This is a genomic window from Nocardioides sp. GCM10023255, assembly GCF_042653125.1.
In the GTDB taxonomy this organism is placed as follows: Bacteria; Actinomycetota; Actinomycetes; order Propionibacteriales; family Nocardioidaceae; genus Nocardioides.
On record NZ_JBHSHU010000003.1, the window covers coordinates 349431 to 372970 of the forward strand.

22 protein-coding genes are annotated in these 23540 nt (G+C 74.2%); 8 read left to right on the top strand and 14 right to left on the bottom strand.

What is annotated here, in order from left to right; all coding sequences use genetic code 11:
• Positions 1-12: 12 nt before the first annotated feature.
• The 4 genes from ACFO9I_RS05470 to ACFO9I_RS05485 are packed head-to-tail and all read right to left on the bottom strand — an operon-like array spanning position 13 to position 4594.
• Positions 13-345: a cupin domain-containing protein gene (locus ACFO9I_RS05470; protein ID WP_379178597.1), complete on the bottom strand. Its 333-nt coding sequence runs from the start codon at positions 343-345 to the stop codon at positions 13-15.
• Positions 342-1727: an NAD(P)/FAD-dependent oxidoreductase gene (locus ACFO9I_RS05475; protein WP_379178599.1), complete on the bottom strand. Its 1386-nt coding sequence runs from the start codon at positions 1725-1727 to the stop codon at positions 342-344. The genes ACFO9I_RS05470 and ACFO9I_RS05475 overlap by 4 nt, the downstream gene beginning before the upstream one ends.
• Positions 1720-3066, bottom strand: coding sequence for an aspartate aminotransferase family protein (locus ACFO9I_RS05480; RefSeq protein ID WP_379178600.1), 1347 nt, complete (start codon positions 3064-3066; stop codon positions 1720-1722). The genes ACFO9I_RS05475 and ACFO9I_RS05480 overlap by 8 nt, the downstream gene beginning before the upstream one ends.
• Positions 3059-4594 (bottom strand): CoA-acylating methylmalonate-semialdehyde dehydrogenase, encoded by a 1536-nt coding sequence (locus ACFO9I_RS05485; protein ID WP_379178602.1) that lies wholly within the window; start codon positions 4592-4594, stop codon positions 3059-3061. The genes ACFO9I_RS05480 and ACFO9I_RS05485 overlap by 8 nt, the downstream gene beginning before the upstream one ends.
• A gap of 121 nt (positions 4595-4715) precedes the next feature.
• Between ACFO9I_RS05485 and ACFO9I_RS05490 the strand changes: the two genes are divergently transcribed.
• The 4 genes from ACFO9I_RS05490 (at position 4716) to ACFO9I_RS05505 (ending at position 10101) form a co-directional block, all read left to right on the top strand.
• Positions 4716-6314 (top strand): PucR family transcriptional regulator, encoded by a 1599-nt coding sequence (locus ACFO9I_RS05490; RefSeq protein ID WP_379178604.1) that lies wholly within the window; start codon positions 4716-4718, stop codon positions 6312-6314.
• 100 nt (positions 6315-6414) lie between these two features.
• Positions 6415-8238, top strand: a complete 1824-nt coding sequence (locus ACFO9I_RS05495; RefSeq protein WP_379178606.1) for a SulP family inorganic anion transporter — start codon at positions 6415-6417, stop codon at positions 8236-8238.
• A gap of 103 nt (positions 8239-8341) precedes the next feature.
• Positions 8342-8878, top strand: a complete 537-nt coding sequence (locus tag ACFO9I_RS05500; protein WP_379178608.1) for a SigE family RNA polymerase sigma factor — start codon at positions 8342-8344, stop codon at positions 8876-8878.
• Positions 8875-10101 carry a hypothetical protein gene (locus tag ACFO9I_RS05505; RefSeq protein ID WP_379178610.1) on the top strand — a complete coding sequence of 409 codons (1227 nt, stop codon included), beginning with the start codon at positions 8875-8877 and terminating at the stop codon, positions 10099-10101. Before ACFO9I_RS05500 ends, ACFO9I_RS05505 begins: the two co-directional genes overlap by 4 nt.
• Positions 10102-10105: 4 nt before the next feature.
• Here the strand turns inward: ACFO9I_RS05505 and ACFO9I_RS05510 are convergent, their stop codons facing one another.
• Together ACFO9I_RS05510 and ACFO9I_RS05515 are read right to left on the bottom strand one after the other, a co-directional pair.
• Positions 10106-11335: a lanthionine synthetase LanC family protein gene (locus tag ACFO9I_RS05510; protein WP_379178612.1), complete on the bottom strand. Its 1230-nt coding sequence runs from the start codon at positions 11333-11335 to the stop codon at positions 10106-10108.
• 30 nt (positions 11336-11365) lie between these two features.
• Positions 11366-13261 (bottom strand): alkyl/aryl-sulfatase, encoded by a 1896-nt coding sequence (locus tag ACFO9I_RS05515; protein ID WP_379178614.1) that lies wholly within the window; start codon positions 13259-13261, stop codon positions 11366-11368.
• A gap of 143 nt (positions 13262-13404) precedes the next feature.
• Here ACFO9I_RS05515 and ACFO9I_RS05520 point away from each other — a divergent pair, with 143 nt between their 5' ends.
• Positions 13405-14622, top strand: a complete 1218-nt coding sequence (locus tag ACFO9I_RS05520) for an NAD(P)-dependent oxidoreductase (protein ID WP_379178616.1) — start codon at positions 13405-13407, stop codon at positions 14620-14622.
• A 4-nt stretch (positions 14623-14626) separates the two neighbouring features.
• Here ACFO9I_RS05520 and ACFO9I_RS05525 read toward each other — a convergent pair whose 3' ends face one another.
• On the bottom strand, positions 14627-15433 hold the full coding sequence (locus tag ACFO9I_RS05525; protein WP_379178618.1) for a TIGR01458 family HAD-type hydrolase: 807 nt from the start codon (positions 15431-15433) through the stop codon (positions 14627-14629).
• 120 nt (positions 15434-15553) lie between these two features.
• On the opposite strand from ACFO9I_RS05525, the gene ACFO9I_RS05530 reads away from it, so the two are divergent.
• The 3 genes from ACFO9I_RS05530 to ACFO9I_RS05540 all read left to right on the top strand — a co-directional run bounded on the left by ACFO9I_RS05530 (position 15554) and on the right by ACFO9I_RS05540 (position 17461).
• Entirely contained in the window at positions 15554-16333 is a 780-nt protein-coding gene (locus tag ACFO9I_RS05530) for an FHA domain-containing protein (protein ID WP_379178620.1), read from the top strand.
• Entirely contained in the window at positions 16330-16731 is a 402-nt protein-coding gene (locus ACFO9I_RS05535; protein WP_379178622.1) for a hypothetical protein, read from the top strand. Before ACFO9I_RS05530 ends, ACFO9I_RS05535 begins: the two co-directional genes overlap by 4 nt.
• 94 nt (positions 16732-16825) lie before the next feature.
• Complete coding sequence (locus ACFO9I_RS05540; protein ID WP_379178624.1) at positions 16826-17461, top strand: ATP-binding protein; 636 nt, start codon at positions 16826-16828, stop codon at positions 17459-17461.
• 10 nt (positions 17462-17471) lie between these two features.
• Here ACFO9I_RS05540 and ACFO9I_RS05545 read toward each other — a convergent pair whose 3' ends face one another.
• The 7 genes from ACFO9I_RS05545 to ACFO9I_RS05575 form a co-directional block, all read right to left on the bottom strand.
• Positions 17472-17930 (bottom strand): hydrogenase maturation protease, encoded by a 459-nt coding sequence (locus tag ACFO9I_RS05545; RefSeq protein WP_379178626.1) that lies wholly within the window; start codon positions 17928-17930, stop codon positions 17472-17474.
• Entirely contained in the window at positions 17927-19240 is a 1314-nt protein-coding gene (locus tag ACFO9I_RS05550; protein ID WP_379178628.1) for a Ni/Fe hydrogenase subunit alpha, read from the bottom strand. The genes ACFO9I_RS05545 and ACFO9I_RS05550 overlap by 4 nt, the downstream gene beginning before the upstream one ends.
• The gene (locus ACFO9I_RS05555; RefSeq protein WP_379178630.1) at positions 19237-20040 is read right to left on the bottom strand and encodes a hypothetical protein; all 804 of its coding nucleotides are present in this window, start codon (positions 20038-20040) and stop codon (positions 19237-19239) included. The genes ACFO9I_RS05550 and ACFO9I_RS05555 overlap by 4 nt, the downstream gene beginning before the upstream one ends.
• Positions 20040-20891 (bottom strand): FAD/NAD(P)-binding protein, encoded by an 852-nt coding sequence (locus ACFO9I_RS05560; protein ID WP_379178632.1) that lies wholly within the window; start codon positions 20889-20891, stop codon positions 20040-20042. Before ACFO9I_RS05560 ends, ACFO9I_RS05555 begins: the two co-directional genes overlap by 1 nt.
• The gene (locus ACFO9I_RS05565) at positions 20881-21348 is read right to left on the bottom strand and encodes a cyclic nucleotide-binding domain-containing protein (RefSeq protein ID WP_379178634.1); all 468 of its coding nucleotides are present in this window, start codon (positions 21346-21348) and stop codon (positions 20881-20883) included. The genes ACFO9I_RS05560 and ACFO9I_RS05565 overlap by 11 nt, the downstream gene beginning before the upstream one ends.
• 1 nt (position 21349) lies before the next feature.
• Positions 21350-22504 (bottom strand): 4Fe-4S dicluster domain-containing protein, encoded by a 1155-nt coding sequence (locus tag ACFO9I_RS05570; RefSeq protein ID WP_379178636.1) that lies wholly within the window; start codon positions 22502-22504, stop codon positions 21350-21352.
• 76 nt (positions 22505-22580) lie between these two features.
• Positions 22581-23486 carry a LysR family transcriptional regulator gene (locus ACFO9I_RS05575; protein ID WP_379178638.1) on the bottom strand — a complete coding sequence of 302 codons (906 nt, stop codon included), beginning with the start codon at positions 23484-23486 and terminating at the stop codon, positions 22581-22583.
• Between the last annotated feature and the right edge of the window lie 54 nt (positions 23487-23540).

A 23540-nucleotide genomic window follows, 5' to 3' on the forward strand; every position in this document is an offset into this window, starting at 1 on the left:
GCGCCGGCCGAGTCACCCGAGGTACAGCTTGCGCAACGGCTCCTCGACCGCCCACGTGGTCGCATCACCGGCCACCAGCCGGACGAGCACACCCGGGCGCAGGTCCAGTCGGGAGCCGTCGGCGAAGGTGACGGTGCCGGACCCGGCCAGCACCAGGAAGACCTCGTCGTCCTCGATGTCGGTGTCGGTGCCGGTCGCCATGTCCCACAGGCCGACCTCGGACTCCCCCAGCACCGTGAGCGGTGTGGTCACCGTCGTGGGTCGCTCCCCCGGCGCCGACACGCCGGCCGACAGCACCCCGGAGAGCACGTCCTGGTGCACCAGCCTCTCCTCGGCGGTGCTCACGAGTCGAACCCCAGCCCGAGCCGGTCGAGCACCCGCAGCCAGAGGTTGCGGCGGCCGGTGGCGTCCTCGCGGGCCAGCGACCAGCGGGTGAGCTGGATCCCCAACCAGGCCAGGGGTTCGGGCGGGAACGGCAGCGGGCGCGTGCGCACCATCCGGAGCCGGGTCCGCCCGGTGTCGGCCCCGGCGAGCAGGTCCAGCATCACGTCGGCGCCGAAGCGGGAGGCACCGACGCCCAGCCCGGTGAAGCCGGTCGCGTAGGCGATCCGCCGGCCGCGCGTGACGCCGAAGAACGCACAGAAGCGTGTGCAGGTGTCGATGGCCCCTGCCCAGCGGTGGGTGAAACGGACACCGGTGAGCTGGGGGAAGGTCTCGACGAAGTGCCGGGCCAGTGTCTCGAAGCTCGCGGTCCGGTCCTCGTGGGCGGCGTCGACCGAGCGCCCGTAGTGGTAGATCGCGTCGTAGCCGCCCCAGAGGATCCGGTCGTCCGGCGTCAGGCGGTAGTAGTGGAACTGGTTGCCGCTGTCGGAGATGCCGACCCGGTCCGTCCAGCCGATCTTCTCGAGCTGCGCGGCCGTCAGCGGCTCGGTGGCGAGCACGTAGTCGTAGACCGGAACGATCGAGAGCCGCAGCCGGCGCAGCAGGGGCTTGAACACGTTGGTGGCCAGCACGACCTGCTGCGCGCGCACCTGCGCGTGCGGGGTGGCCACGACCACCCGGCCGCGTTCGGTACGGACGTCCTCGACGGGGGTCTGCTCGGCGATCCGCACGCCCAGCTCCTCGGCGACGCGGGCCAGCCCCCAGGCCAGCCGGGCCGGGTCGAGGGTGGCGCAGTCGTCGCGGGAGACACGGCCGGCGAGGTACGTCGGGGAGTCGACGACGCGGCGCACCTCCTCGGCACCGAGGAAACCCGGCACGTCGGGCTCGAGCGCCGCGACCTCGTGCGGCCGGGTGGCGACCGCGAGGGTGCCGGAGCGGTCGAACCCGCAGTCGATGGCGTACCGCTCGAGGGTGGCCGCGATCTCGTCGAGGTTCTGCAGGCCGAGGCGCTCGAGCTCGTCGTACTCCTCGGGCCAGCGCTGCCGTCCGTTGGCCTCGCCGTGGGTGAGGCTGGCCTCGCAGAAGCCGCCGTTGCGGCCGGTGGCGTGCTCGGCGATCCGGTCGGCCTCGAGCAGCAGCACCCCGCGAGAGGGATCGCGCTCCTTGGCGCGCACCGCCGCCCAGAGCCCGGTGAAGCCACCGCCGACGACGACCAGCGGGACCGTGAGGCCCTCGTCGGCCGCGGTCAGGGCGGGCCGCGGCGCGGGCCGCTCCGGGGAGTCCAGCCAGAGCGGGCGGAGCACGGACGACGCGAGCATCGCCCGCGCGCCGCCCGGATCAGCCATCCGAGCGCGCGCGGGTCAGCGCGCGGTCGAGCATGTCCAGCCCGCTGCGGGCCTCCTCCGCGGAGATGGTGAGCGGCGGGACCACGTGGATGCGGTTGAAGTTGGCGAAGGGCAGCAGCCCCTCCTCGCGGCACGCCTTCAGGACCGCGGCCATCTGCGGGCTGCTGCCGCCGTACGGCGCGAGCGGCTCGCGGGTCGCCCGGTCGGACACCAGCTCCAGGGCCCAGAAGACGCCGGTGCCCCGCACCTCGCCGATCCAGTCGTGCCGGCCGGCGAGCTCGTGCAGGCAGGGCCCGAAGACCTCCTCGCCGAGGGCGGCGGCGTGCTCGACGACCCGCTCCTCCTCCATCACCTCGATGGTGGCGACCGCCGCCGCGCAGGCGAGCGGATGGCCGGAGTAGGTGAGGCCGCCGGGGTACGGGCGGTGCGCGAAGGTCTGGTGGATCGGCTCGCTGATCGCGACCCCGCCGAGCGGGACGTAGCCGGAGTTCACGCCCTTGGCGAAGGTCAGCAGGTCGGGGACGACCTGGTCGTGCTCGACGGCGAACCACCGGCCGGACCGGCCGAAGCCCGACATCACCTCGTCGGCGATGAGCATGATCCCGTGCCGGTCGCAGATCTCCCGGACCCCGCGCAGGTAGCCCGGCGGCGGCACCATGATGCCGGCCGTGCCCGGGATCGACTCCAGCACGATCGCGGCGATCGTGCTCGGCCCCTCGAGGGCGACGACCTGCTCGAGGTGGGCCAGCGCGCGCTCGCACTCCTCCGCCTCGGTGGTGGCCGAGAACGCGCTGCGGTAGAGGAACGGCCCGAAGAAGTGCACCGTCCCGGTCGAGGCGGTGTCGTTGGCCCACCGTCGCGGGTCACCGGTCACGTTGATGGCCAGCTGGGTGCCGCCGTGGTAGCTGCGGTAGCGCGAGAGCACCTTCTGCCGGCCGGTGTGCAGCCGCGCCATCCGGATCGCGTGCTCGTTGGCGTCGGCTCCCCCGTTGGTGAAGAAGATCCGGTCGAGGCCCTCCGGCGTGTGCGAAGCGATCAGCCGGGCCGCCTCCGAGCGAGCGCTGTTGACCGTGGACGGCGCGATGGTGCACAGCGTCGCCGCCTGCTCCTGGATCGCCCGCACGACCCGCGGGTGCTGGTGGCCGAGGTTGGTGAAGACCAGCTGCGAGGTGAAGTCCAGCAGCCGGTTGCAGTCGCCGTCCCAGAGCCAGGAGCCCTCGGCCTTGGTGACGACCATCGGGTCGAGTTCGGCCTGGGCGGACCAGGAGTGGAAGACGTGGCGGCGGTCGAGCTCGTAGGCGCGGGTCACGTCGTCGTGGGCGGTCTGCGTGTCAGTCATTCTGCGGGAACCCCAGCTCGAGGCCACCCTCGGGACGGGCAGCCGGGTTGATCCAGCGCGAGGTCACGACCTTGCCGCGCGTGAAGAAGTGGACGCCCTCGGTGCCGTGCGCGTGGGTGTCCCCGAAGAGCGAGCGCTTCCAGCCGCCGAAGGAGTAGTAGGCGACCGGCACCGGGATCGGCACGTTGACGCCGATCATGCCGACCTCGACCTCGTTCTCGAAGCGCCGGGCGGCCCCGCCGTCGTTGGTGAAGATCGCCGTGCCGTTGCCGTACTGGTTGCTGTTGACCAGCGCGACGGCGTCGTCGTACGACGCCACCCGGACCACGGAGAGGACCGGGCCGAAGATCTCCTCGGTGTAGATCTCCATGTCGGGGGTGACGTGGTCGAAGAGCGTCGGGCCGAGCCAGAAGCCGTCCTGCTCGCCACGGGCCTCGACCTCGCGGCCGTCGACGACGAGCTTGGCGCCGGCCTTCTGGCCGGACTCCACGAAGCCCGCGACGCGGTCGCGGTGCGCGCGGCTGACGAGCGGGCCCATGTCGGACTCCCCCCCGTCGCCGGCAGCCCCCTGGCGACCGTCGCCGATCACGAGGGTGCGGGTGCGGTCGGCGATCCGGGCGACGAGCTCGTCGGCGACGGGCTCCACCGCCACCAGCACGCTGATCGCCATGCAGCGCTCACCGGCGCTGCCGTAGCCGGCGTTGACGGCCGCGTCGGCGGCCAGGTCGAGGTCGGCGTCCGGCAGGACCACCATGTGGTTCTTCGCACCGCCGAGGGCCTGCACGCGCTTGCCGTGCCTGCTGGCCTGCTCGTAGACGTACTCCGCGATCGGCGTGGAGCCGACGAAGCTGATCGCCGCCACGTCGGGGCTCTGCAGCAGCGCGTCGACCGCGACCTTGTCACCCTGCAGGACGTTGAAGACGCCGTCCGGGAGGCCGGCCTCCTTCCACAGCGCCGCGAGCCACAGGGCCGCCGACGGGTCCTTCTCGCTGGGCTTGAGAACGACGGTGTTACCGGCTGCGATCGCGACGGGGAAGAACCACATCGGCACCATCGCGGGGAAGTTGAACGGGCTGATGATGCCCACGACACCCAGGGGCTGGCGGGTCGAGTGGACGTCGACACCGGTGGAGGCGCCGGCCGAGTGGCCGCCCTTGAGCAGGTGCGAGATGCCGCACGCGAACTCGACGACCTCCTGGCCGCGGGCGATCTCGCCGAGGGCGTCGGAGTGGACCTTGCCGTGCTCCGCGGTGATGATCGCGGCCAGCTCCTCCTTGCGGGAGTTCAACAGCTCGCGGAACGCGAACATCACCTGGGTACGCCGCGCCAGCGACGTCTCGCGCCAGCTGCGGGCGGCCGTGGCCGCGGTCGCGATGACGTGCCGGGCGTCCTCCTCGTCGGCCAGCGCGACCCGGCCGGTGACCCGTCCGGTCGCAGGGTTGGTGACGTCGGCGGCGCGCTCCGAGGCGCCGGCGAACGGGGCGCCGTCGGCCCAGTGCCCGATGGGGGTCACGGTCGTGCTCGTCATGGGTCCTCCTCCTCGATCGTGCGTCCATCCTTGCTCACCGCCCGGTCCGCCCGGGCCGACAGAATGTACGATCCCAGCAGAGTTCCCGACGATCTGTCGGGCAGACCTTCGGAGCCGCCCGATGCCCGACGTGACCGTCCGCGACGTGCTGGCCATGCCGGTCATCCGGGGCGCCGGACCGACCGTGCTGGCCGGCGAGGACGAGCTGGACCGGCGCGTGCGCTGGGTGCACGCCACCGAGCTCGCCGACATCGCGCCGCTGCTCCGTGAGGGCGACCTCGTGCTGACCACCGGCATCGCGCTGCCCGAGAGCGAGCGTGGGCTCACGGCGTTCGCGGAGAGCCTCGCCGAGGTGGGCGCCGCGGGCCTGATGGTGGAGCTGGGCCGGCGCTGGCAGCACGACCTCCCGGAGGCGCTGGTCGGCGCCTGCCGGCACTCCTCCCTGCCGCTGGTGGTGCTGGCGCGGGTCTCCCGGTTCGCCTCGATCACCCAGGCCGTGGGCGAGCGGGTCGTGGACGAGCAGCTCGCCGAGCTGCGGGACGCCGAGCGGGTGCACGAGACGTTCACCGCGCTGAGCCTCGCCGAGGCGGATCCCACCGAGATCCTGGCCGCGGTGCAGCGGCTGGCCGGCGCGGCCGTCGTCCTCGAGAGCGAGCAGCACCAGGTCCTCGACTACCTCGCCGGTCCCGACGACGTGGCCGGGTTCCTCGACGACTGGCAGGCCCGGTCCAGGCGGGTCCCGCTGCCGGGCCGGACCGTGTGGGACGAGCAGCAGGGCTGGCTGGTCACCCGCCTCGGGCCGCGGGAGCGCGGGTGGGGCCGACTGGTGCTCCAGGCCCCGACCCCGCCGTCGCAGCGCCAGGTCGCGGTCGTCGAGCGGGGCGCCGCCGCCCTGGCCCTGCACCGGCTGCACGACCGCGACCGCGACAACCTGGTCCGACGGACCCACCACGAGCTGCTGCTCGGCCTCCAGTCCGACCCCACCGCCGCGGACGTCGTACGCCGCTGCGAGCTCGCGGGCTTCCCCACGGCCGGGCGCAGCTACGTCGGGCTGACGATCCGCCCCCGACCGACGATGGACGGCAGCGGGGCCGCCAGCCGCCGCACGTCGGGCGGGGAGGTCCTCGCGGCCGTGGTGCGCGCCGCGCACGAGCTCGGGACCCCGGCGCTGATCAGCGAGATGGACCACGACGTGCGCGTCCTCCTCGCGCTCCGGCCCTCCGCCTCGGACACGAGGACGGTCGAGAGGCTGGCGGCCGACCTGGCACGGCGGCACGCGGTCGTCGTCGCCGCAGGCCGCGGCACGCCCTCGCTGCGCACGGTCGACCGCGAGCTGCGCGAGTCGCGCCAGGTCGCCGACGCGGTCCGTCCCGACGGCGCCGACCGACTGGTGCACCGGCTGGAGGACGTGCACCTGCGGGGGCTGCTCGCCCTCCTCGGCGACGACGACCGGCTCCGCCTGTTCGTGGCCCGCGAGCTCGACCCGCTGCGCCGGCACGACGAGGAGCACGGCACCGCCCTGCTGGAGGCGCTGCGGGCCCTCGTCCAGCACCCGGCCAGCAAGTCCGACGCGGCCGCGAGCCTGCACCTGTCCCGGCCGGCGTTCTACGCCCGGCTGGCCAGGATCGAGTCCCTGCTCGGCGCCCGCCTCGACGACCCGGAGATCCGGGTGTCCCTGCACGCCGCGCTCCTCGCCGACGAGCTGGCCGACCGGGCCTGACCCCTCCCGGGCCCCCGGCACATCTCCCCCTCGGCAGACGATCCGTGCGACGCCGGGTCCCGATAGCGTTCCGGCACGGTGGTCGGACAGGGTGGACCGGATGAGCGACGGCACGCAGGCACTCTCGGACCAGCGCTGGCGCCGGATGCCGATCGCCGCCTGGCTGCCGCGCTACCGGACCGCCTGGCTGCGCGGGGACCTGGTGGCCGGGGCAGTCGTGGCGGCCCTGGCCGTGCCGCAGGCGCTCGGCTACGCCTCGATCGCCGGCGCTCCCGTCGAGGTGGGCCTCTACGCGGTCCCGGTGGCGCTCGTGGCCTACGCGGTCTTCGGCTCGTCCCGCCAGCTCGTCGTGGGGCCGGTGTCGACCGTGTCCGTCCTCTCCGGTTCGTTCCTCGCCAGCTTCGGGGTGGCCGGCACGGCACAGGCGGCGTCCTACACGGCGGCCCTGGCCCTGGGATCCGGTCTGGTGCTCGTGGCGGCCGGCTTCCTCCGGATCGGGTGGATGGCCGAGTTCCTGTCCAAGCCGATCGTCACCGGGTTCGTCCTCGGCCTGACCATCCTGGTCATCCTCAACGAGGTGCCACACCTCCTCGGGGTCCCGACGCCCGTCGGCCAGGTGGTCGAGCGGGTCGGCGCCCTCGGGTCGAGCCTCGGCCACGGCGACGCCGACCTGACGACCGTCGCCGTGTCGACGGTGTCGCTGGTGGTCCTCTTCGGTGGTTCGCTGGTGGCGCCGAAGCTGCCCTGGGGCCTGCTGGTCCTGCTCGCCGGTCTGGCCACCTCGCAGGCCCTGGACCTGCAGGCGCGCGGCGTCGAGGTGGTCGGCCACGTCCCCCGGGGGCTGCCGACACCGGGCGTGCCGACGGTCGAAGCCGGCGACCTGGTCAGCCTCGTCACGGCGGGCGCGGCGCTGGCTCTCGTGGGCCTCGCGGAGGGCCTGAGCGCTGCCAGGCTCTTCGCCGGCCGCGGGGACTACCGCATCGACGCCGACCAGGAGCTGGTCGCCTCCGGCGCGGCCAACGTCGCGTGCGGGCTCTTCGGCGGACTCGGGGTCGCCGGGAGCCTGTCCAAGACGGCGACGGCCAGCGACGCCCGCGGACGCACGCAGGTGACCGGGCTGGCCGCGGCCGCGTTGTCCGTCGTCGTGATCGTCGCCATCGCGCCGGCCCTGTCGGTGCTCCCCCGGGCGGTGCTGAGCGCGATCGTCGTCAACGCGGTGTGGAAGCTGTTGGACCTTCCGGCCCTGGGCCGTTACGCACGGGTGCGCCGCAACGACATCGTCGCCGCTTCCGTGGCCGCCGTGGGCGTGGTGGTCCTCGGCCCGTTGAACGGGCTGCTGCTGGCCGTCGCCGTCTCGGTGCTGGGCCTGGTCTTCCGGTCCAGCCGCGTCGACGTCGAGGTGATGGGCAAGGTTCCCGATGAGAAGGCCGCCTGGGGAAGCGTGCGTGACCACGCCGAGCGACCGACGTATCCAGGGGTGGTGGTCCTCCGCATCGACGTGCCGATCTTCTGGGTCACCGCGGCTCCCGTCCACGACCGCGTGCTCGCCCTGGTGGCATCCGCACCGGACATCCGCGCCCTCGTGCTCGACCTGGAGGCCACCAACCAGATGGACACGACCAGCGCCGACGCGCTGGCCGATCTGTTGGCGGCCCTGCGCAAGCGGGACGTCGACCTCTACCTCGTGCGCGTGATGTGGCCGGTCCGCAAGGCGCTCCGGCGCTCGGGGCTGCTCGCTGACCTCGGCGACGACCACCTGTGGCACAGCATCTCCCAGGGGGTGCGGGAGGCGCGCCGGGCGCACGGCCTGCTCGACCTGTCGGCGCGCGGAGCGGGCCTCGACGAGGGTCCGCTCGACGTCGACCACGAGGAGCACATCGTGGCCCACCACCCCGGTCCCGCTCCCCCGGAGGTCTCGTCCTGAGCGGGGCCCTGGGGCGGTGAGGACCCGGTTGCCGTCCAACTTCGCTGCTCGCCCGATGCGTCCTTAGGGGTAGAGGATGAAGTGACCGGCCTGAGGAGCGGCCATGGCGACACGGAGCGAGCAGCACGTCTCGGCCTTCGCGGACCTCGTCGAGGCCCGGTCGACGTCGCTGCTGCGCCTGGCGTACGCCGTGGTCGGCGACCACCAGCTGGCCCAGGACCTGCTGCAGGAGGCGCTCGTGAAGGTCTACGTGGCGTGGCCGCGGCTGCGGGACTCGGCGGCGGCCGAGGCGTACGTGCGCCGCACGATCGTGACGACGGCGATCTCGTGGCGGCGCCGGCGGTCCTTCCACGAGCCTCCCGTCGCCGTGGTCCCCGACCGTGACGACGGCGACGAGACCGACCGGCTCACCACCCACGGCGTGCTCTGGGAGCAGGTGCGCGAGCTGCCGTCGCGGCAACGCGCCGCGCTGGTGCTGCGCTACTACGAGGACCTGTCCGAGGCGGAGACCGCCGAGCTGATGGGCTGCTCGGTGGGCACGGTGAAGAGCCAGGTCGCCACCGCGCTGCTCAAGCTTCGCGACCGCGTCGGTCCCGGCTCCGGCGTGCTGTTCCCCGAGGACGAGGCGGTGACCCGATGACCACCACCCTGCGTGAGGCGCTGGCACGGCGGATCGACGAGATCGGCCCGGCCGTCCTGGACGTCGACGCGCTGGTCGGCCTCGGCGAGCGGCGGCTGCGCCGGCGCAGGATCACCGCGGTCCTGGCCGCCGGCGCTGCCGTCGTGGTCGCGATCGCACTCGCGGTCGGCCTCGCCCTGACCGGCCCGACCACGCGGGACCAGGGACCGGTGGACCGACCTGCCCCCGACACCGACCACCGCCGGACCGACGACCCCGCACCCCTGGGGCAGCCCCGTGAGGTCGTGTACCGCGACGTCGGGCGGCGGAGCGGCACCGTCCACGTCGGCGGCCACGCCCTCGAGACCGGCAGGCAGTTCGAGCACATCGACGTGACCGACGACGGCCTGGTGTACACGACGACGGACGGTCGGCTGTGGTTCAGCGACGGTGGCCCACCGGTGCAGGTGGCCGCGCAGCTCTGCGGCCGGAGCTGGGACGTCGACCCGAACAGCCACTACCAGGGCCTCGCCGAGGAGGGCATGGTCATGTCGGGCAACACCGGCTCCCTGGTCGCGTGGTTCGAGTGCTCCCCGGGCGCGGTGGGCACCCTCGTCGGGCTCGACACGGACACCGGCCGGGAGGTCGTCCGCGACCAGATCCCCGCCTGCGCCGTGCACCGCCGCCCCGCCTGCAGCCTGACCGCGGTCGTGGGTGAACACGTCTACGTCACCGTGGCCGTCGAGCGACGCCCCGGCCGCTGGCACGAGCGCCTGGTCGTGGTCGACGCGGCGAGCGGCCGCCACGACGCAGCGACGCCGGCGGCGTACGCCGCGGACCTCAGGAGCCAGCCACGAGGCCTGGTGGTCGGCGGCTCCTGGCGCACCGGGACCGCGACGGACGGGATCGGCCAGCAGCTCGGCCTGGTGGGAAGGCGGCTGGTCCCCGTGACGGGCGAGGGCGGGACACCGACGCGTGCGTTCGACACCGTCACCGGACGGCCCGTCTGGTTCCGGCTGCCCGCCGGCTACCACCCCGAGCCCTCCGACGAGTGCCGGTGGGGTTCGTGCTTCACGACCTTCGAGTGGCTCGACGACGACGCCGTCGCCCTCTTCGGGGCGTCCTCGCGGCCCGAGGGCGACGTCCTCACCTGTCGGCTCTCCGACCGGAGCTGTCGCCTCGCCGCGCAGGCTCCGCCTGCCGCCAGCTGGCGCAGCCTGCCCGACCTCCCGCTCCCGGGGTGACGACTCACCTCGCGTGCTCGGCGGGCGGGTGGTCGGGCCACGCGACGGCGTACGCCGGGTCCCGGCCCTCGAGGACCCGGGCGTGCCGCAGCAGCTCGCGCACGATGCCGGCGTTGCCCATCGCCCAGCCGTGCCGCGGTGCCAGCTCCGGCGGGTCGGCGCGGTGCTCGTGGTTGGACCAGCGCGCGCCGTCGGCGTCGACCGTCGCCCGGGCCTCCAGGTCGACCACCAGGAGGTCGGCGAGGTCACGCCCGTCGCCCCGCTCCACCGCGCGGTCGAGCGCGAGGGCGAGGACGCCGGCCGTGCCGCAGCAGCGCCCGTTGTTGTCCCAGAAGCCCGGACGCAGCCGCTGCGGCAGACCGGACCCGAGGACGGTGTGCCAGCAACGGTCCTCCAGCGTCGACCAGCGGTCGTCGCGGGTCAGCCGGCGCAGCAGCCGGAAAACCTGGGCGTCACCGGCCGGACCGTGGCACCAGCCGAAGCTGAACCGCTCGATCCCCTGGTGCTGCTGCTGCGGGTCGGAGTGCGGGACCAGGAACCCCGCCTCCCCCGTCTCGTCGCGCGCCACCACGTCGGCCACACCGGCCAGCGCGAGGTCCATCAGGTCGGCGCGTCCGGTCGCGTCGGCGGTGGCGGCGAGCGCGTACGCGACACCCAGCGTGCCGTGCGAGAGGTGGTGCCGACGGGCGGCCAGCCCGACCCGGTTCTCCCAGGTGACCCCGTGCGGCGTGGCCTCCGCGGTCCGCAGGTACGGCACCACCGCCGTCTCGGCGAGCCCGACGTCACCGAGGCGCAACGCACCGAGCGCGATCCCGGCGTTGCCGCCCATCAGCTCGAACATCGGCCCCCAGCGCTCGCCGTCGAACGAGGCCCGCACCCGGTCGAGCGCCCGGCGGGCCGCCGCCTCGGCGTCCCGCTCCCCCAGCTGCCCGGCCACCGCGTGCAGGGCGACCGCCATCCCGGTGGCACCGAAGTAGAGCGAGGCGTGGTCCCAGTGCTCGACCTGCCTCGCGAGCGTGCGCGCTCCGCGCACCGCGACGTCGCCCCACCGGTCGTCGCCGAAGTGCCGGTGCGCCTCGAGGAAGGCCAGCACGATCCCGGCGCCTCCGGCGTACAGGTCCGGGTCGGCCGCGTCCCGATCCGGCGTGCCGGTCCACGCGGTCCCGTCCCCCTCCGGGCGGCCCGACGCGGCGAGCCACTCGAGCGCTGCGAGCGCCAGTCCCTCGGTCGGCATGGCCACATTGTGGCGGTCGCCCGGCGGAGGCTAGTCCGGAGTGACGACGGCGAAGTCTGGGTCGGGGGCCTCCAGCACCGAGAAGAGGCGGGTGAGCACCGAGGGGTCACCCGTCAGCTCGACTCCGGCGGCACCCAGCGTCGCCGCGTCGACGGCGCCCGAGGCGAGGACGCCCAGCGCCGCACCCGGCAGCCGCAGCGTCGCGTCGGCGGCGCCGGGCTGCCGCGCGGCGCTGTGGGTGAGGACGCCGTTCGCCAGCCGCAGGCGGAACCGCTGCCCGCTGTCGGTCAGGACGACGTCGATCGTGAGCCGCTCGTCCCAGGCGCGCGGTCCGTCGACCCTGATCGCCAGGGCGTCGAAGAGCATCTGCGGGGTGAGCGCCGCGAGCAGGTCCGCCGAGCTCGCCTGCGCCGGGGTGCCGAACCCGCCCTCGCGCAGCTCGGTCGCGCCGGACAGGTAGACGCAGCGCCAGGTGCCGTTCTCCGCGCCGTAGCCGAGCTGCTCGTAGGTGTCGGCCAGCAGCTCCCGCGCGGCGGCGTGGTCGGGCTCGGCGAACACGACGTGGTCGAGCACCTCGGCGACCCAGCGCAGGTCGCCGGCGTCGTACGACGCCCGCGCCTTCGCCACGACCGCGTCGGCGCCGCCCATGAACTCGACGTACCTCCGGGCCGCCTCCACGGGCGGGTGCTGCCACAGGTGCGCCGGGTTGCCGTCGTACCAGCCCAGGTAGCGCTGGTAGATCGCCTTCACGTTGTGGCTGACCGATCCGTAGTAGCCGTGCGTGTGCCAGGCGGCTTCCAGGGCCGGCGGCAGCTGCATCCGCTCGGCGATCTCGGCGCCGACCAGTCCCTGGTTCAGCATCCGCAGGGTCTGGTCGTGCAGGTAGGCGTAGAGGTCGCGCTGCAGCGAGATGAACTCGATGATCCGGTCGCTCCCCCAGGTCGGCCAGTGGTGGGAGGCGAACGCCACCTCCGCCTCGCTGCCGAACAGGTCGATCACCTCGGTCAGGTAGCCCGCCCAGGCGTGCGGGTCGCGGACCAGCGCCCCGCGCAGCGTCAGCAGGTTGTGCAGGGTGTGCGTGGCGTTCTCGGCGAGGCACAGCGCCCTGCGGTCGGGGAACCAGAAGTGCATCTCCGCCGGGGCCTCGGTGCCGGGTGCCATCTGGAACACGATGCGCACCCCGTCGACGACCTCCTCCTGCCCGGTGGTGGTGATCTCGAGGGTCGGCGCGATCAGGGTGACCGAGCCCGTCGAGGTGGTCTGTCCCAGGCCGGCGCCGATCTGGCCGGCGGGGCCGCGCTGCAGGGCCGCGCCATACATGTAGCCGGCACGACGTGCCATCGCGGTGCCGGCGTAGACGTTCTCGGACACGGCGTGCTCGACCAACCCGGCCGGCGCCACCACGACCACCCGCCCGGCATCGACGTCCTCCTGGCTGGTGACGCCCTTGACGCCGCCGAAGTGGTCGACGTGGGAGTGGGTGTAGATCACGCCGGTGACCGGCCGCTCGCCCCGGTGCTCGCGGTAGAGCGCCAGCGCCGCCGCGGCGGTCTCGGTCGAGATGAGCGGGTCGATCACGACCACCCCCTGCTCCCCCTCGACGAAGGTGACGTTCGACAGGTCGAGCCCCCTCACCTGGTAGATGCCCTCGGTGACCTCGAACAGGCCCTGCATCGCCACCAGGCCGGACTGGCGCCACAGGCTCGGGTTCGCGGTCGTGGGTGCCGGGCCGCCCAGGAAGGCGTAGGAGTCGTTGTCCCACACCACCCGCCCGTCCGCGGCGCGGACGACGCCCGGCTCGAGCCGGGCCACGAACCCGCGCGCGGCGTCCTCGAGGTCGCGGGTGTCGGCGAACGGCAACGAGCGGCTGAGCGCGTCGTGCTGCGCGACGATCTGCGGGACGGGCGCTCCGGGGGCGGTCGGCATGCGCGTGAGTCTGGCGTCGGCGTGGGGCCGCCACATCCTCCTGAGCGGGTGAGCCACCCCGCGACCGCCACCCGCCGTCCGTCGCGCGCGGCGCCGCGGACCGTTACGGTGAGGCAGGAGTCAGGCGTTCACCGGAGGTCGTGATGCGGGTGCTCTTTGCCGACTCGGTCGGCGGTACGACGGTCGACGAGCTCGAGGCGCGCGGCCACACCTGCGTCGTCGAGCCCGGCCTCCAGGCGGCCGAGCTGGCGGACCGGGTCGGGGGCTTCGACGTGCTCGTGGTGCGCAGCACCAAGGTGCCGGGCGAGGTCTTCGAGACCGCCGACCGGCTGGCGCTGGTGATCCGCGCCGGCGCCGGGACGAACACCATCGACACCGAGGCGGCCGCGGCCCGCGGGGTGCTGGTCGCCAACCTGCCGGGGCGCAACGCCGCGGCGGTCGCCGAGCTCACGATGGGCCTGCTGCTCGCCATCGACCGGCGGATCGTGGACGCCGCCGCCGACCTGCGCGCCGGTCGCTGGGACAAGAAGACCTACAGCGCGGCCCGGGGGCTGCTCGGCTCGACGATGGGGATCATCGGGCTCGGCTCGATCGGTCTCGAGGTGGCCCAGCGGGCCACGGCGTTCGGCATCGACCTCCGGGCGCTCGCGCGGCCCGGCCGCAGCGCGGAGGTCGAGACCCGCGCGGCCGACCTGCGCATCGGGCTGGCCGACTCGCTCGAGGAGCTGCTGCCCACCTGCGACGTGGTGACCCTGCACCTGCCGTCGAACGCCGACACCGCCGGGCTGGTCGACGAGGCGTTCCTGTCCCGGATGAAGCGCGGGGCGATCCTGCTCAACACCTCGCGGGGCGACCTCGTCGACGAGGGCGCGCTGCTGCGGGCCCTCGACGAGCACGACCTCCGCGCCGGCCTGGACGTGTACGCCGACGAGCCGGGCGCCGGGCGGGCCGAGTGGAGCTCCCCCCTGGCCAGGCACCCGCGCGTGGTCGGGACGCACCACATCGGCGCCTCGACGCAGCAGGCCCAGGACGCCGTCGCCGCGGGCGTGGTCGAGCTCGTCGACGCGTTCGTGCAGGGCGAGGCCCGCAACTGCGTCAACCTGACCCCGAGCCGGATCGGCTCGGCGACTCTCACGGTGCGCCATCTCGACCGGGTCGGGGTGCTCGCCCACGTGCTCGACCGGCTCAGCCGGGCCCGGCTCAACGTCGAGCACATGGAGAACCGGGTGTTCCGCGGCGGCGGGGCGGCGGTGGCGACAATCGACGTGGCCGGCCCGGTCTCCGAGGACCTGCTCGCGGACCTCGACGCCCTCCCCGAGGTGCTCGGGGTCTCCGCGACCAGCATCGACGCTGCGGACTGACGGCTCACCTCCCGTCGAGCCCCTCGAGCCCGTCGAGCCCGGCGAGTAGGCGGGGCAGGTCGGCGATCGAGTCGATGACGGCGTCGGGCTCCACGTCGCCCTCGAGGTCGGCCGGCGAGAACTTGCCGGTGCGCACGAGCACGCCGGCGAGCCCGGCCCGCTGCGGACCCTCGACGTCGGTGCGCACGTCGTCACCGACCATCACCACCTGTGCCGGGTCGAGACCGAGGGCGTCGACCGCGGTCGCGTAGAACGCCGGGTCCGGCTTGCCGAGGACGACGGCGGCGCGGCCGCAGGCGTGCTCCAGGGCGCGCACGAACGGGCCCGCGTCCAGGCGGAGCCCGTCCTCGGCGCGCCAGTAGCGGGTCATCCCGAGCGCGACGAGGGGCACCCCGGCGTCGCCCGCGAGCAGCCGGAAGGCCCGGTTGAGCGTCGCGAAGTCCCAGCCCTCGCCGAGATCGCCGACGACCACCGCCCCCGCGCCCTCCTCGACGCCGTCCGGGAGCGGCTCCAGCCCGGCGAGCTCGGCAGCGGTGGCGGGCGGCACGAACAGCGCCGGGCGGCGCACGTCGTGGTGGCGCAGCCACGCCTCCGCGGCGACGGCCGGGGTGAGGACCTGGTCGGCCGTCGCCGGGATCCCCATCCCGGTCAGCTGGTCCACGATGGCCTGCCGCGGCCGGGACGTGGTGTTGGTCAGGAAGCGGTACGCGACACCCGCCCGGCCCAGCCGGGCGACGGCCTCGGCGGCGCCCGGCACCGGCTGGTCGCCCACGTAGACGAGGCCGTCGAGATCCAGCAGGACACCGGTCACGTCTCCATCATGCGTCCGGACCGCCCGGGGCTGACAACGGTGGCGATCGGGCGCACCATGGAGGTGGAGCGGCGGGTGCCGGCACCACGTCGGCGCGGGAGGACCGTTCCGGAGGTGGCCATGGGCACCTCGCTGCAGGAGTGGCCCGCACTCGTCATCACCAGCGGCCCGCAGGCCGGGCGCAGCTTCACGATCGGTCCCGGCCGGGTCACGCTCGGTCGTGCCACGGACGCCGGGATCGTCCTCGACGACGTCTCGGTCAGCCGGCACCACGCGGCGCTCTGCCGCACCGGCGCCGCCGTCACCCTCGAGGACCTCGGCTCGACCAACGGGACCCGGGTGAACGGTGCGCGGCTGACCCGGGCCGCGGACCTGCGGCCCGGGGACCTGATCCGCCTGGGGGAGGTCGACCTGCAGTTCGGCGTCATCGGCATGCCCGCGCAGCACGGGGGCGAGGGGCCTGCGACGTCGTACGACTTCGGCGACGTGGCCGGGCCGGTGAACGCCGGCAGCGGGGCCATGAACGTGGGGAGCGGGACGCAGTACGTCGCGGGCGGCGACATCCACCACGGCGACACCTACGACGTCGAGGTCACCAACGACTACGACTCCTCCGACGAGATCTTCCAGGGCACCGGGCCGGGACGGGTGCTCGCGGTGCTGGGGACGATCGTCGCCCTGGCCGGGTTCGGCATCTGGATGACGCTGATCTTCTCCGGGTTCGGCGTCGACGACCCGACCGACACCACGCCGTTCGACCGGACCTTCGCCGGCATCCCGCTGCTGGCCATCGGGTTCGCCCTGTTCGCGGGTGGCGGCGTCCTGGCCGGCATCGGCACGGGGATGTCGAAGGCGGCCCGGAAGCGGGAGAAGCAGAGGACCCAGAGGAGACAGCCATGAGCGACACCTTCCGGTTCGGCAACGTGTCGGGCCCGGTCAACGCAGGTTCGGGGAACATGAACGTCGGCAGCGGCAGCCAGCAGGTGGCCGGGCGCGACGTGGCCGTCGGCAGCCGGATCGGGGCGGACCCCGACATGGCCGCCGAGATCGAGGCGCTCCGGGCAGCCGTCGCGGAGCTGCGGCTCACCGCCGGCGAGCGCGAGGCGGCCGAGGTCGAGCTCGGTGCGCTGGCCGAGGCCGGCGACAAGCAGGAGGCGGCGGGGCACCTCGAGTCGTTCGTGAAGGGGCTGGACCGGGCGGGCGCCCTCGCGACGGCGGGCTCGTCGTTCCTCGAGTCGCTCACCCGGCTCGCCACGTGGATCGGCCCGCTGGCGGCAGGTGCACTCGCCCTCCTCTGAGCCGCCGGGCAGGGCCGGGAGTCCCTCCCGCCGAGGGCGCGGGCACGCGACAATCGTTCCGGGGCAGGTCGACCCGCCCCGGAAGGAGCGACCCATGCCGGTGGCCTGCCGCTGCACCGAGACCCACCACCGGCACCGGGTCGTGCTGACCGGCGGCCCGGGCGCCGGCAAGACGGCGCTGCTCGAGCTGATCCGGCAGTCGCTCTGCCCCCACGTGCACCCGCTGGCCGAGTCGGCGGGCATCGTCTTCGGAGGCGGGTTCCCGCGCGCGGACGAGCCGGAGTGGCGGCGGGCGGCGCAGCGCGCCATCTTCCACGTCCAGCGCGAGCTGGAGGTCATCGGCGACACCCACAACGCCGCCCTGGTGCTGTGCGACCGCGGCACCGTGGACGGGCTGGCCTACTGGCCGGGCAGCCCCGATGAGTTCTGGTCCTCGGTCGACACCTCGCAGGCAGACGAGCTGGCGAGGTACGGCGCCGTGATCCACCTGCGCACGCCTCCTGCCGGGCACGGCTACAACCACGCCAACCCGCTGCGCACCGAGACCGCCCGGGCCGCGGCCCGGATCGACGAGCGGCTGCTCGAGGCGTGGGCGGACCACCCGCGACGGATCGTGATCCCCTCCGAGAGCAGCTTCCTGACCAAGGCGACCCACGCCCTCGAGGCGCTGCGGGGCGAGCTGCCCTCCTGCTGCGCCAGCAGCGGCATCCCGCTCCCCACCACGGCGTGAGGTCGCACCCTCACCGCGTCGTCGTGGGCAGCGCCGCCACGACCGCGCGTACCGCGTCGTCGACCCGGTCCCGGACCTGTGGCGACATCGGGCTCCCCACGTCCACGGCGCCGGCCTCCACCCCGACCAGCGTGAGCCGCTCCGGCAGCCGCCCCAGGGCCCGGGCCAGCTCGACCGCGTCGACCACCCCGAGCCCGTGCGAGCTCGAGACCCGGGAGCGCCCGGCCACGGGGGCGGACCCGACCCGGACGACGTGCAGCTCGCCCGGCTCCCCACCCGGGCTCCGCGCTGCGTCCACGACCACCACGTCCTCGTGACCACCGAGGAGCTCGACCAGGGCGAGCGGCTCGTCGTGCACGACCACCTCGACACCGGCCAGCCGGAGCCCTGCCACCCGGTCGGCCACCAGGGGCCCGACCCCGTCGTCGCCGCACGACGCGTTGCCGATGCCGACGACCAGTGGGCTCACCGTCCCTCCAGGGTCAGGTCGAGGAAGTGCGTGGCGCACGAGATGCACGGGTCGTAGTTGCGGATCGCCTGCTCGCACTGCCGGGTCAGCTCCTCGGTGTCGAGGTGGAGCCGGTCCTGCACGAAGCCACGCAGGTCGGCCTCGATGCTCACCTGGTTCTGCGACGTGGGCGGCACGATCTGCGCGTCGAGCACCGTGCCGTCGCCGGCCAGCTCGTAGCGGTGGTAGAGCGTGCCGCGGGGTGCCTCCGTCGCGCCGTGGCCCACCCCGGCACGCGCCGGCACCGGGACCGAGGGGTCGCCACGCACCCCGTCGGCCCAGCCGTCGATGATCCGCAGCGCCTCCTCGCACGCCACCACGATCTCCACTGCCCGCACCACGATCGACCGGAACGGGTTGCGGCAGGTCGGCCCGAGGCCCGCCTCGTCGGCCGCCCGGCGGGCCACCGGTGGGAGGCGGTCGTGGTTGAGGGAGTAGCGCGCCAGCGGCCCGACGACGTACGGACCGCTGCCGCGCAGGTGCGCGTGCAGGGCGTTGGAGTGCGGCACGTGCTCCTCGCTCACCCAGTCGCCGAACTCGCTGACGGCGAACGCGTGCCCGCTGCTGGTGACGAAGGATCCGCCCTCGATCGGGTAGTCGTGGTCGGTGCGCAGGGAGACGTACTCGTGGTCCTGCTCGAAGTCCGGGAAGTCGAAGCCGGCCGCCATCGTGACCGTCGCGAGCGCGTCCTCGAGCGCTGCCTCGAGCCGGGCGCGCAGGCCCAGGAGCTCGGCGCGGGCGGGGAACCGGTAGAAGCCGCCGACCCGCACGTTGACCGGGTGCACGGCGCGGCCGCCGACCAGCGTCATCAGCGCGTTGCCGGCCTTCTTCAGCCGCAGGCCGCGCTCGACGACGTCGCGGTGGTCGGCGGCCATCTCGATGGCGCCCGGGTAGCCCAGGAAGTCCGGGGCGTGCAGCAGGTAGACGTGCAGCGTGTGGCTCTCGATCCACTCGCCGCAGTAGAGCAGCCGCCGCATCAGCGCGACGTCCTCGGTGACGGCGACACCGCAGGCGTCCTCGATCGCCAGGCACGCGCTCATCTCGTAGGCGACCGGGCAGATGCCGCAGATCCGCGACGTGATGTCCGGCGGCTCGGTGTGCCCCCGCCCGCGCAGCATCGCCTCGAAGAACCGCGGCGGCTCGTAGATCCGGAGCTGGACGTCGGTGACCCGGCCCTGGTGCACGACCACGTGCATGGCGCCCTCGCCCTCGACGCGCGCCAGCGTCTCCGCGGTGATCTCGCCGTCCTCGTTCATCCCCTTGTGCGTCACGGTGCCGCTCCTTCCTCGGTCCCCGCGTCGCCGTGCCGTTGGCTCTCCTCGGCGAAGGCGGGCGCGGCGGCGTTGAAGGTGCGGAAGACCCGGTGCAGGTCCCGGCCGGGCATCCCGAGCTCCACCAGCCGCGCGCTGAGGGAGCCGGTGTTGGTGGTGTCCGCCGGACCGAAGCAGCCGTAGCAGCCGCGGTCGTACGACGGGCACAGGGCGCCGCACCCGGCATGCGTGACCGGCCCCAGGCACGGGGTCCCGTGGGCGACCGTGACGCACACGTTGCCCCGGCGCTTGCACTCGACGCAGACGCTCTCCGCGGTGACCCGCGGCCGGCGGTGCTGGAGGAACGCGGTCACCACCTCGAGCAGCTGGCTGCGGTCGATCGGGCAGCCGCGCAGCTCGAGGTCGACGGGGACGTGGGCGGCGATCGGGGTGGAGGTGGCCAGGGTCTCGACGTACTCCGGCCGGGCGTAGACCGCAGCGCGGAACTCCGCCACGTCGGCGAAGTTGCGCAGCGCCTGGATGCCGCCGGCGGTGGCGCACGCCCCGATGGTCACGAGCGTCCGTGAGGCCCGCCGCACCTGCTGGATCCGCTCCGCGTCACCGGGCGTGGTGACCGACCCCTCCACCAGGGAGAGGTCGTAGGGCCCCTCGACCACCGCGCGCGTCGCCTCGGGGAAGTAGGCGACCTCGACCGCACCGGCCAGGTCGAGCAGCTCGTCCTCGCAGTTGAGCACGGTGAGCTGGCAGCCGTCGCAGCTGGCGAACTTCCAGACCGCCAGCGTCGGGCGGGGCGTGGCCATCACAGCTCCCGCACCGTGAGGTGGGGCAGGACGCGGTCGAGGGAGAGCACCGGACCGTCCACGCAGAGCAGGTGCTCGCGCAGCTGGCAGTGGCCGCACAGGCCCACGCCGCAGCGCATGTTGCGCTCCAGGGAGAGCCGGACCCGGTCGGCGGGCACGCCGCGCGCGACGAGGTCCGCGGCGACGTACCGCATCATCACCTCCGGGCCGCACACCAGCGCCAGCGTCCGGGCAGCGTCGAAGGAGGCGGCTCGGACCAGCTCGGTGACCAGGCCGACGCGCCCGGTCCAGGAGGTCGCCGCCCGGTCGACGATCACCGCCACGTCGACGTCGACCGCGGCCCCCCACGCCTCGAGGTCCCCGGGGAACAGCACGTCCTCCTCGGTCCGCGCGCCGAGGAGGATGCGGATCCTGCCGAACCGGTGGCGACCGGCGAGCGCCGCCAGCACCGCCGGCCGCAACGGCGCCAGCCCGATGCCGCCGGCGACGACCACCAGGTCGCCGCCGGCGCCGTCCGCCACGCCCCAGCCCCGGCCGAAGGGGCCGCGCACGCCCAGGACGTCGCCCTCGCGCGCCTCGCAGAGCGCCCGCGTGACCCCGCCGACGTCGCGGATCGTGTGCACCAGCCGTTCCGGCCGGCCCGGGTCGCCGCTGATCGAGATCGGCACCTCCCCCGAGCCGAAGGTCTGCAGCATCGTGAACTGGCCGGCGGCGAAGGGCAGGCCCGGCCCCTCGGGCGACTCGAGCTCGAGCGTCACCGTGTCCCTGGTGTCGCGCCGGGTCGCGGCGACGCGGAACGGCCGCGGGAGCAGGGCCTCCGACGCGGGGGCGACGGCGGCCTCAACCGGCACGGCCGGCCCCGTAGAGGTCGAGCAGCCGCACCCGAGCCGACTGGAGCCGGTGGTACATCACGCCGGCGACCCGCTGCATCAGCGCGTAGCCGACGGCCGGGTCCTCCTCGCACTTCGCGCGCAGGCACGCGGCGTCCATCGCCACCGCGGAGACCTCCTGCACCGCCCGGGCGTCGAAGAACCACCGGTACGGCGGCACCAGCCACGACCAGCCGACCACGCCACCCTCGTCGACGGTGTCGACCACGCGCTCGCGCTGCCCGGGCGCGTGGACGTCGAGCGCCACCCGGCCGCGGCGTACGACGAACAGGCGGTCGGCCGGCTCGCCCTCGTGGAACAGGTAGTCCCCGGCGCGGTAGTGGACGTTGGTGGCGCACCCGACCAGCAGGGTCAGCGTGTCGTCGTCGAGCCCCTCGAAGAAGGGGTGCTCGGACAGGAGGTCCTGGATCGATCGCACGTCAGCCGCTCCCGCCGGGATCGGTGGTCTGGGGGTCGGCGCGGATCGCGGCCACCTCCTCGGTGATGTCGATGCCGACCGGGCACCAGGTCAGGCAGCGGCCGCAGCCGACGCAGCCGGAGGTGCCGAACTGGTCGATCCACGAGGCGAGCTTGTGGGTCATCCACTGCCGGTAGCGCGACCTCGGGCTGGTGCGGACGCTGCCGCCGTGGAGGTAGGAGAAGTCGGAGGTGAAGCAGGAGTCCCAGATCCGCCAGTGCTCGGTGGTGTCGCCCGCCAACGAGGTGTGCTCCTCGACCGAGGTGCAGAAGCAGGTGGGGCAGACCATCGTGCAGTTGCCGCACGACAGGCACCGGGCGGCCACGTCGTCCCACCGCGGGTGCTCGGCGTTGTCGTACAGCAGCGTCTTGATGTCGGTGGTGTCCATCGTCCGGCCCATCCGCTGCACCGCCTGCTCGACGACCTGGTCGGCGGCCCGCACCTCGGCCTCGTCGGCGGCCCGCGACCGGAGCCGGGCCAGGACGGCGGCGCCGCGGTCGGTGCCGGCGCGGGCGAGGAACGTGTGCTGGTCCCCCAGCAGCTCGGTCAGGGAGAGGTCGAAGCCCGCGTCGGCGCGCGGCCCGGTGCCCATGGAGACGCAGAAGCAGGTCCCGCTGGGGTCACCGCACGCGACCGTGACCAGGAAGGCGCCCGCGCGGCGTGACTCGTAGCGGGGGTCGGCGTGGTCGCGCTCGCGCAGCACCCGGTCGTGGACGGCGATCGCGTGCAGGTCGCAGGCCCGGACGCCGAGGATGGCGTACGGCGGCTCACCGAGCCGCCCGGGTCCGTCGCCGGGCGCGATGGAGAATCCGTCCGCGGTGCGGCTGCCCGACCACATCAGCTCGCGGGCGGGGAAGAGCACCGACTTCCAGCTGACCGCGTCCGCGGCGTACCCGAAGAGCGCGTCGTCGTCGCGCGCCCGCAGCCGGTAGCGGCCGGGCTCCTGGGCGTCGCCCCAGCCGCGGGGCAGGTCGTCGAGGGACGCGACCCGCCCGGGGACCACCGCTCCGTCACGGACGGTGGGCCCGAGGACCGTCCAGCCCTCCTCGCCCAGCAGGTCGACGAGGCCCTGGAGGGCGCCCAGGTCGAGGGTGACGGCGGGCTCCGTGTCGACCATGCTCCGCTCCCCTCTCGCGCCTCCTCGCCAGTCTCGGGACGCGCCGGGGCGCTGACAAGGGACCTCCGGCCGTGCGTCAGCGGAAGCGGCTCGCCGACAACGTCTCCACGACGACGTCGGCGAGCCACTGGCGGGCCGGTCCCGGCCCGCGGCGGGTGTACGCCGCCACCTCGATCGGCTCCACCTCCCACGGGAGCTCGGCCGCGGTGACCGCGTGCCGTGCGGCGTAGATCTCGGCGATGTGGCGCGGCACGATCGCGACCAGGGAGGTCGCGGCCACGACGTAGGGGACGGCCGCGAAGTTGCGCAGCTCCAGCTCGACCCGGCCCTGCAGCCCGAGCCGCTCGAGCAGCCGGACCGGCCCCTGGTGGCCGGTGGTTCCGCGGACGCTCACGTAGCGCTCGGCGGCGAACTCGCGCGCGCTCACCAGCTCGCCGCGCAGCCGGGGGTGGTGGGCGGCGGCCAGCGCGACGTAGTCGACGGACATGAAGGGGCGACGGACCAGCAGCTCCTCCGGCAACCGGGCGCTGCTGACCACGAGGTCGAGCTGGCCGCGCGTGAGCAGCGCGGGCGCCTCGTCGACCACGAGGGGTCGCACACTGAGCCGGGCCCTCGGCGCCAGCTCGGCGATCCTCCCCAGCAGCAGCGGGAGGAAGGAGAGCTCGCCGAACTCCGAGAGCATCATCGAGAACTCCCGCGCGCTCTCCGCCGGCTCGAACCGCTCGGTGGGGTCGGCAGCCCGGTCTATCGTGTCCAGCGCCGAGCGGAACGGCTCGTAGAGCCCCGTCGCGGCCGCGGTGGGCTCCAGCCCGTGCGAGGTGCGCACGAACAGCTCCTCGGCGAACCGCCGGCGCAGCTTGCCGAGCTGGTAGCTGACCGAGGGCTGCGCCACGTGCATCAGCTCGGCGGTCGCGGTCACCGACCGCGTCTCGTAGAGGTGCACGAACGTGCGCACCTGCACCAGGTCGATGGGTCGGTTCACGGTCGACCACCCTGCTCGCTGCTCACGCTGCCCATAGAAGACGTCTATGACGCC

Excerpts from the sequence above, each read along its gene's own strand:
- ACFO9I_RS05530 (WP_379178620.1), top strand. The coding sequence starts at position 15,554 with ATGGGCACCTCGCTGCAGGAGTGGCCCGCACTCGTCATCACCAGCGGC.
- ACFO9I_RS05505 (WP_379178610.1), top strand. The coding sequence starts at position 8,875 with ATGACCACCACCCTGCGTGAGGCGCTGGCACGGCGGATCGACGAGATC.
- ACFO9I_RS05570 (WP_379178636.1), bottom strand. The coding sequence starts at position 22,504 with ATGGTCGACACGGAGCCCGCCGTCACCCTCGACCTGGGCGCCCTCCAG.
- ACFO9I_RS05535 (WP_379178622.1), top strand. The coding sequence starts at position 16,330 with ATGAGCGACACCTTCCGGTTCGGCAACGTGTCGGGCCCGGTCAACGCA.
- ACFO9I_RS05475 (WP_379178599.1), bottom strand. The coding sequence starts at position 1,727 with ATGGCTGATCCGGGCGGCGCGCGGGCGATGCTCGCGTCGTCCGTGCTC.
- ACFO9I_RS05540 (WP_379178624.1), top strand. The coding sequence starts at position 16,826 with ATGCCGGTGGCCTGCCGCTGCACCGAGACCCACCACCGGCACCGGGTC.
- ACFO9I_RS05495 (WP_379178606.1), top strand. The coding sequence starts at position 6,415 with ATGAGCGACGGCACGCAGGCACTCTCGGACCAGCGCTGGCGCCGGATG.
- ACFO9I_RS05555 (WP_379178630.1), bottom strand. The coding sequence starts at position 20,040 with ATGGCCACGCCCCGCCCGACGCTGGCGGTCTGGAAGTTCGCCAGCTGC.
- ACFO9I_RS05485 (WP_379178602.1), bottom strand. The coding sequence starts at position 4,594 with ATGACGAGCACGACCGTGACCCCCATCGGGCACTGGGCCGACGGCGCC.
- ACFO9I_RS05510 (WP_379178612.1), bottom strand. The coding sequence starts at position 11,335 with ATGCCGACCGAGGGACTGGCGCTCGCAGCGCTCGAGTGGCTCGCCGCG.
- ACFO9I_RS05490 (WP_379178604.1), top strand. The coding sequence starts at position 4,716 with ATGCCCGACGTGACCGTCCGCGACGTGCTGGCCATGCCGGTCATCCGG.
- ACFO9I_RS05480 (WP_379178600.1), bottom strand. The coding sequence starts at position 3,066 with ATGACTGACACGCAGACCGCCCACGACGACGTGACCCGCGCCTACGAG.
- ACFO9I_RS05520 (WP_379178616.1), top strand. The coding sequence starts at position 13,405 with ATGCGGGTGCTCTTTGCCGACTCGGTCGGCGGTACGACGGTCGACGAG.
- ACFO9I_RS05515 (WP_379178614.1), bottom strand. The coding sequence starts at position 13,261 with ATGCCGACCGCCCCCGGAGCGCCCGTCCCGCAGATCGTCGCGCAGCAC.
- ACFO9I_RS05500 (WP_379178608.1), top strand. The coding sequence starts at position 8,342 with ATGGCGACACGGAGCGAGCAGCACGTCTCGGCCTTCGCGGACCTCGTC.